Genomic DNA, 8,775 nt, shown 5'->3' on the forward strand with positions numbered 1-8,775 from the left:
CAATGATTGTTACCCTTATTACCGTTGGAAAAATGCTGGAATCTTATTCTAAGGGAAAAACCACCAACGCGCTTAAAGGTCTTATGGACTTAGCTCCTAAAACAGCTACAATTATAAAAACAGATGAAAATGGAAATGAATATGTGGAAACCGTATCCATTGAGCGGGTAGAAAAAGGATGTATATTTGTAGTAAGACCGGGTGAGAGTATTCCTGTTGACGGAATTGTAATTGAAGGTGAAAGTGCAGTAGACGAATCGGCAATTACCGGTGAAAGTATACCTGTTGATAAAACATCAGGTTCGGAAGTTACTTCTGCAACAATTAATCGTTCAGGCTTTTTAAAATGCCGTGCCAAAAGAGTAGGTGAAGATACGACTCTTTCCCAAATAATCAATATGGTTAGTGAAGCAGCTTCATCTAAGGCACCAATTGCCAAAATTGCAGATAAAGTATCAGGAATTTTTGTTCCTGTTGTTATTGCCATTGCCCTAGTAACTATTATTGTATGGCTTATTGCAGGAAAAAACATTGGATTTGCCTTAGCAAGGGGTATTTCAGTTCTTGTAATCAGTTGTCCCTGTGCTTTAGGACTTGCAACACCTGTGGCAATAATGGTTGGTAATGGAATTGGTGCTAAAAGCGGTATTTTATTTAAAAACGCCACAGCCCTTGAAAATGCAGGCAAAACCAAAATAGTTGCTTTAGACAAAACAGGAACCATTACATCAGGAAAGCCTCAGATTACAGATGTTTTCACAACCAGCGATACATCAAAGGAAAATCTTTTAAATATTGCATTTTCCCTTGAAAGTAAAAGTGAACATCCACTGGCTAAAGCCGTAATAGCATACTGTGAAGAGAACAATTGTGAGAAATCTGACGTGACGGAATTTAGTGCAGTTATTGGTAACGGACTTTTAGGAAAAATACAGGACAAAATATATTACGCCGGAAATGCCAGGTATATTTCCGAAAAAATCAACGTTGACGAAAAATCCTTGTCCCTATCAAAGGAGCTGGCAGCTCAGGGAAAAACACCTGTTTTTGTTTCTGATGAAAATATGCTTCTTGGAATTATTGCAATTGCCGACGTTATTAAAGATGAAAGTGCATATGCAATAAAAGAATTAGAAGATATGGGTATTAATGTTGTAATGATTACCGGAGATAACAAAAAAACTGCAAGGGCAATTGGCAAAATAGCTGGTGTAGATAATGTTATTGCCGGTGTTTTACCTCAGGGAAAAGAACGTGTAATTAGTGATTTATCCCAAAAAGGAAATACTCTCATGGTAGGAGACGGAATAAACGATGCCCCTGCCCTCACTAAGGCAGACATAGGCGTAGCTATTGGAGCCGGTACGGACATTGCCATTGATGCCGCAGATATCGTTCTTATGAAAAGTAATTTAAAGGATGTACCTGCTGCAATTAATTTAAGTAAAAAGGTTTTGCAAAACATTCATGAAAACCTTTTCTGGGCATTTATATACAACATAATTGGTATTCCCCTTGCGGCAGGTGTATGGTACCCGATGTTTGGCATAACCCTAAATCCTATGTTTGGTGCAGCTGCCATGAGTTTATCAAGCTTTTGTGTAGTTACCAATGCTTTAAGGCTTAATCTTAAAGATATTTATAAAATCAAAAAAACAAATAAATCAAAAATTAATTTAACGGAGGAAATTAAAATGGATAATTCATTAAAAAAAGAAATGGAAATTGAAGGAATGATGTGTGGTCACTGTGAAGCAACAGTTAAAAATGCTTTAGAAGCAGTAGATGGCGTGGAGGCTGCAGAAGTAAGCCATGAAAAGAACCGTGCCGTTGTAACTCTTAATAAAGAAGTAAGTGATGATATTTTGACAAAAGCAGTAGAGGATAAGGACTATAAAGTAAAATCCGTTAAATAAAAAATGCTTCTAAACAAAATGCCTGTTTACATTTATCGTGTATTTGGTAAAATAATAGCAGTATAATTACGTGAAAAAACAGGTGAATTTATATGGATTGTACAAGATTTCAGGAATTGATAAATGATTTTATTTTCGATAAAATTGATTATTCTGACGATTTAAAAGAATTTTTAGAACATGCAAAAACATGTAAAAGTTGTAACGAAGAGCTTTCTCTTTACTATACCATCCACAGAGGATTAGGTGATATACCTGCACCGGAGGGCAGTGAGGAAGGTGCGGATACCGAAGAAGAGTTAGACAATATAAAAAGCTTTTATGATGAATACTTTCAACGTCAGAAAACAATGAAAAAAGCCGGAAAAATATCCATAATCATTTTTCTTTTTATGATTTGTTGTACAATTCTTTTTGTTTATTTAAACGAAAATGGCTATATTTAAATTTGGAGGCATAATGAGTAAATTAGTATTAGTTGACGGACACAGCATATTAAACAGGGCATTCTACGGAGTACCTCTTTTTACCAATTCAGAAGGATTACACACCAATGCAGTATTTGGTTTCTTAAATATATTATTTAAATTAATTGATGATGAAAAGCCGGATTATCTGGCTATAGCTTTTGATGTACACCAGCTTACATTCCGACATGAAATGTTTAAGGATTATAAAGGCACAAGAAAGCCTATGCTTCCTGAACTTAGAGAACAGGTACCGGTTATTAAGGAATTACTGCACAAAATGAATATAACAACCATAGAGTTGCCGGGATTTGAAGCTGATGATGTTATTGGAACCATGTCCAAAATAGGGGAAGATGCAGGAATGGATGTATGTGTATTTTCAGGAGACAGGGATTTGCTTCAGCTAGCCTCTGACAAAGTTATGATATGCATCCCTAAAACAAAAAAGGGACAGACTACCGTTGAAAAATATAAAACAGAAGAAGTAAAAGAGCTTTATAAGGTTACTCCTGTTGAATTTATTGATGTTAAGGCATTAATGGGAGATTCTTCCGATAATATACCGGGGGTTCCGGGAATTGGCGAAAAGGGTGCCACAACCATTATTGAACAGTTTGGTTCTATTGAAAATGCCTATGAGCACGCAGAAGAAATCAGTAACAAGCGTAATAAAACTGCGTTATTAGAGCATTACGACATGGCACAAATGAGTAAGGTTCTTGCCACAATTAACAGGAAATCACCTGTTGAAACCAAGATTGAGGATTGTGTATTTAAAGATATATACACTGCCGATGCATTAGATATGATAAAACACCTGGAATTTAAAAGCATGATTCCGAGATTTTCAGGAGTTACATTAGAAAACAAATATGAGGATTCCTTTGTTAAAATTTCCCAGCCTGATAAAGCTGAAGAATTATTTAATAACCTTAAAGCAGCAGATAAAATAGGACTTTATATTTATGGAAACAATGACATTACAGGTATTTCCATATGTAAAGAAGATGATGCAGTTTACTTTTTACCTGTTTTTGGATTTATTACTAAAGAATATCTTATATTCCATATCAGGGATATTGTAAATTCCAATTGCATAATTTCTGTTGCCAATATAAAAGAAAATAACGATATATTTAATAAAACTATTTTAGAAAATGACGAAAACTCTAATCTTTTTGATGTGGAAATAGCGGCATACCTTATTAATCCTTTATCTAACACATATCTTTACGACGATATTGCAAGGGATTATTTAGGAATTACATTACCGTCTATGGAAGAAATTTTTCCTAAAGTAAAAAAAGGTGAGGTATCACCTTATGAAATTGAAGAAAACGTTATTAATTATTGCTGCTACAATGCCCTTGTAAATTATAAGGCTTATGATGTTTTAAAGTCAAAGCTAATTGAAACAGATATGTGGGATGTATATAACAATATTGAAATTCCATTAACTTATGCCTTATATTCTATGGAAAAGTGCGGAATTATGATTAAACCGGAAGAACTAAAGGAATATGGCAACAGATTAAACGGAGACATTAAAATTCTTGAAAAAGAAATATATGACGAAGCAGGTCATGATTTTAATATTAATTCCCCTAAACAGTTAGGAGAAATTCTTTTTGGAGAAATGGGTCTTCCCGGTGGTAAGAAAACCAAAACAGGATATTCTACCTCAGCATCAGTTCTTGAGAAATTAGAGCCGGAGTATCCTTTTGTAAGAAAGATTCTTGAATACAGACAGCTTACAAAGCTTAAATCCACATATGCTGATGGTTTGGCAGTGTATATTGGAGACGACAGCCGTATTCACGGTAAATTTAATCAAACCATAACAGCCACAGGAAGAATCAGCTCCACTGAGCCTAATCTTCAAAACATTCCTGTAAGAATGGCTTTAGGACGGGAAATAAGAAAAGTCTTTGTTCCAAAGGATGATTGTGTATTTTTAGATGCAGATTATTCTCAGATTGAACTTAGAATCCTTGCCCATATGTCTGATGATGAAAATTTAATTGAAGCCTACAGAGAATCAAAGGACATACACGCGGCAACGGCATCTTTAGTATTTCATGTGCCTTTAGATGAAGTTACAAAGACCCAGCGTAGCAATGCCAAAGCAGTTAATTTTGGTATTGTATACGGAATCAGTTCCTTTGGCTTAAGTCAGGATTTGTCAATCAGCAAAAAAGAGGCTGAAAAATATATTGATGACTACTTTAAAAGTTATCCGGGAATTAAGAACTATCTGGATAATTCAGTTAAGGAAGCAAAGGAAAAGGGATATTCAACTACTATGTTCGGAAGAAGAAGACCTATTCCTGAATTAAAAGCCGGAAATTTCATGCAGAGACAATTTGGCGAACGTGTGGCAATGAATTCACCTATTCAGGGAACTGCTGCGGATATTATGAAAATTGCCATGATTAACGTGGAAAGAGAATTAAGGAAGAACAACCTTAAATCAAGAATTGTTTTACAGGTTCACGATGAACTTCTAGTAGAAACATATAAAGATGAAATTTCCACGGTACAGGATATTTTGGTTAAAAACATGGAAGGTGCGGCAAATTTACATGTTCCTTTGGATGTTGATGTTAAAGAAGGCAACAATTGGGACGAGGCACATTAAATACAGAAAGAAGAAACATATGATTATTGGAATAATTGGAGGTGTAGGAAGTGGTAAATCCACTGTTCTTGATTACCTTGAAGAAAAATATAATGCCAACATTATCAAGTCAGATTTAGTGGCAAAAGACATTATGACACCGGGGCATAAGGTATACCATAAAGTTTTAAGTACCTTTCCTGAAGTAAATGATAATGGTAATATTGACAGGACAAAATTGGCTGAAATAGTATTTAATGACAAGGATAAATTAGACCTGTTAAACAGCATAACCCATCCGGGAACAATTGATGAAATTAACCGTTTAATTGATATATCAAAATCTGATGTTACGGTAGTTGAGTCAGCCATCCTTATAGGCTCAGGCATTGAAAAACGATGTCATGAGCTTTGGTTTGTTTACTGTGAAAGGGAAGAACGGATAAGAAGACTTATTAGTTCAAGAGGATATTCAAGACAAAAGGCAATTGATATAATAAACAGTCAGCCGGATGATGATGAGTACAATTTCTATGCCGATGAATATATTGATAATTCCTCAACTCCTTCATCCACAATGGAGCAAATTGATTTAATTATGAATAGGGAAATTTGTTAATTTTTTTGTTGACTAATTTTCTTATAAGAGTTAAGATATGTAGCGTGCTACATATCTTTTTTTTAGAGTAGGAATATAAATGACTAAAATTCATTTTTAGGATGTGTCCTACCAATTGCCAACACCCACGGTAGAGGCACTACCATATTCATATTATTTAAGGAGGAAATATGGATGAACATTTTGGACCAATCATAAAAAGGATTGATCAGTTATTTAAAATCAGAATGAATCAGAATTTACAGCAGTTAGATATAACTGCAACACAAATGCACGTTTTATTGCATCTGCATTGTAACAGTGGCAATAAAATAACCCAGAAGGATTTAGCAAATCATTTTGAAGTCAAACATTCAACAATGGCAGGAATCCTTAGTCGTCTTAGTGAAAAAAACCTTATTGAAATAACAGTGGATGAAGAAAACAAAAAATTTAAAAATATCACTCTCACAAACAAAGCAATGGAAAAAATTGAATTAATGACATCACAAAGGGATGAAACAGAATCCATTTTGTTAAAAGGCTTTTCATCAGATGAAACTACAAGACTTCGTGCATATCTTGAAAGATTATATAGTAATTTAGTAAGTGGCACAGATATATCTGAACAGGATATTTGCTGCCTGAAAAAAGAATTTGAAAGGAGAAACCATGATTAGAACACTGGGAAAACATATTAAAGGTTATATTACGGCATCAATATTGACACCTCTGTGTATGTTAGCGGAAGTTGTAGTGGAAAATTTCATTCCATTGCTAATGTCTGTTATTATTGATTCCATAGGAACCGGAGATTTAAAGAAAATTTACATTACATCAGCCATAATGCTTTTACTTGCCATTGCAGGTCTCATTACCGGTTTTGGTGGCGGAGTATTCGGTGCTAAGGCTTCAACAGGCTTTGCCAAAAACTTAAGAAAAGCAATGTTTGCAAATATTCAGACATTTAGTTTTTCAAACATTGATAAATTCAGCACCGCAGGTCTTGTTACAAGACTTACAACGGATGTAACCAATATTCAAAATGCTTATCAGATGATACTTAGAATGGCAGTAAGAGCACCTTTTAGCCTTATTGTTGCCATGATTATGGCATTTTCCGTATCACCTAAAATGGCAAGTGTTTATCTTGTAGCAGTTATTATTTTAGGTATTATCCTTGCATTTATTACCGGTGGAGCATTTAAGTATTTCAGTCAGGTATTTAAAAAATACGATGAATTAAATGAAAGTGTACAGGAAAACGTAACTGCCATGCGTGTCGTAAAGGCATATGTAAGGGAAGATTACGAGAGAAAGAAATTCAGCAAGGCAAGCTATAACGTATATAAAATGTTTATAAAGGCTGAGGGAATTGTTTCCCTTAATGCCCCTATTATGATGACTACAGTTTATTCATGTATATTGATAATCAGCTGGCTTAGTGCCCAGGCAATTGTGGCAGGTGGAAATCTTCCTCCAAATCTTACCACAGGAAACTTAACATCTCTTCTTGCATACTGCATGAATATACTTATGAGTCTTATGATGCTTTCAATGGTATTTGTTATGATTACCATGAGTTTATCCAGTGGTAAACGTATTGCAGAAGTTTTAAATGAAAAGGCAGAAATTGTTAATCCGACAAATCCTGATTACGATGTACCTGACGGAAGCATTACATTTAAAAATGTTAATTTCAGATACAATCAAACCAGTGAAAAGCCTATTCTTGAAAATATTAATGTTCATATTAATTCCGGTGAAACAATAGGAATTATGGGAGGAACAGGTAGTGCCAAATCAAGCTTTGTTAATCTTATTAGCAGACTGTATGATATAGAGCCACCTGCAGATGAAAACACCGAAAGTTATCTTTTAGTAGGTGGAAAAGATGTAAAAAGCTATGACCTTGATACCTTGAGACAGGAAGTTAGTGTTGTATTACAAAAGAACGTTCTCTTTTCAGGAAGTATTTTGGATAATTTAAGATGGGGTGATCCTAATGCCACTGAAGAGGAATGTATAAGAGCCTGCAAATTAGCATGTGCAGATGAATTTATTGAAAAAATGCCTGACAAATATAACACCCACATTGAACAGGGTGGAGCTAATGTATCAGGTGGTCAGAAACAACGACTTTGTATTGCCCGCGCATTACTTAAAAAGCCTAAAATTCTTATTTTAGATGACAGCACCAGTGCAGTTGATACTTTAACAGACAGCAGGATAAGAAAGGCATTTAAAGAAGAAATACCTGATACAACTAAAATTATTATTGCCCAGAGAATATCAAGTATTATGGATGCAGACAGAATTATTGTTTTAGATGACGGAAAGATAAATGGTATCGGAACCCATAATGAACTTCTTGAAAATAATGAGATTTACAGAGAAGTTTATATGCAGCAGTCTAACGACAATGGTGATTTTGACAAGAAAGGAGTGGAAGCATAATGGCTCAGGCAAAAGTTGTAAAAGGACCCGGAAGAAGAAATATGGGACCAAGACAAAAAATTGATCATCCTTTCAAAATATTGGGACAGATAATTAAATTTGTTGGAAAGTATTATGGAGTACACCTTGTTATAGTTTTACTTTGTATTATAGGAAGTGTTTTCGCCAATGTTCAGGGAACATGGTTTATGAAGGCTTTAGTTGATGACTACATTCTCCCTATGGTTAAAACCGGAAGTACGGATTTCGCACCTTTAGTGGGAGCTATGACCAAAGTTGCCGGCTTTTATGTTATAGGTATTCTTGCATCACTTATACAGGCGGAACTTATGGTTTTTGTAACCCAGGGTACCCTTAAACACTTAAGGGATGCCATGTTTGACCACATGCAGGGACTTCCAATTAAATATTTTGACACTCACTCCCATGGAGATATTATGTCCATGTATACTAATGACATTGATACATTAAGACAGTTTATAAGTCAGTCTTTCCCTCAAATGTTAAACAGTGCCATTACTATTGTAAGTGTTCTTGCATGTATGTTTGCATTAAGTATTCCTCTTACAATTATTACATTAATTATGATTGCTTTAATATCTTTTGTATCAAAGAAATTAACCGGTCTTTCAGGACGTTATTTCCTTTCCCAGCAAAAGGATATTGGTGCAGTAAACGGCTATATAGAGGAAATGATGGAAGGACAGAAAGTTGTTA

The 8,775-nt window shown here is 34.7% G+C and carries 7 protein-coding genes; all 7 read left to right on the forward strand.

Annotated features, from left to right (window positions below):
• The coding region (locus Q5O73_RS08845; RefSeq protein WP_302669505.1) for a heavy metal translocating P-type ATPase at positions 1-1,916 on the forward strand (1,916 nt) is incomplete at its 5' end.
• A gap of 92 nt (positions 1,917-2,008) precedes the next feature.
• Complete coding sequence (locus Q5O73_RS08850) at positions 2,009-2,362, forward strand: zf-HC2 domain-containing protein (RefSeq protein WP_021953011.1); 354 nt, start codon at positions 2,009-2,011, stop codon at positions 2,360-2,362.
• 13 nt (positions 2,363-2,375) lie between these two features.
• Positions 2,376-5,024, forward strand: a complete 2,649-nt coding sequence (gene polA / locus Q5O73_RS08855; RefSeq protein ID WP_302669506.1) for a DNA polymerase I — start codon at positions 2,376-2,378, stop codon at positions 5,022-5,024.
• 19 nt (positions 5,025-5,043) lie between these two features.
• Positions 5,044-5,622: a dephospho-CoA kinase gene (gene coaE / locus Q5O73_RS08860; protein WP_158576780.1), complete on the forward strand. Its 579-nt coding sequence runs from the start codon at positions 5,044-5,046 to the stop codon at positions 5,620-5,622.
• 170 nt (positions 5,623-5,792) lie between these two features.
• Positions 5,793-6,281 (forward strand): MarR family winged helix-turn-helix transcriptional regulator, encoded by a 489-nt coding sequence (locus tag Q5O73_RS08865; protein WP_302628879.1) that lies wholly within the window; start codon positions 5,793-5,795, stop codon positions 6,279-6,281.
• On the forward strand, positions 6,274-8,058 hold the full coding sequence (locus tag Q5O73_RS08870; RefSeq protein WP_302669507.1) for an ABC transporter ATP-binding protein: 1,785 nt from the start codon (positions 6,274-6,276) through the stop codon (positions 8,056-8,058). Before Q5O73_RS08865 ends, Q5O73_RS08870 begins: the two co-directional genes overlap by 8 nt.
• The coding region (locus Q5O73_RS08875; RefSeq protein WP_302669508.1) for an ABC transporter ATP-binding protein at positions 8,058-8,775 on the forward strand (718 nt) is incomplete at its 3' end. The genes Q5O73_RS08870 and Q5O73_RS08875, both read left to right, overlap by 1 nt.

This window comes from Eubacterium sp. AF15-50, from assembly GCF_934835595.1.
Classification (GTDB): domain Bacteria; phylum Bacillota; class Clostridia; order Lachnospirales; family Lachnospiraceae; genus Eubacterium_G; species Eubacterium_G segne.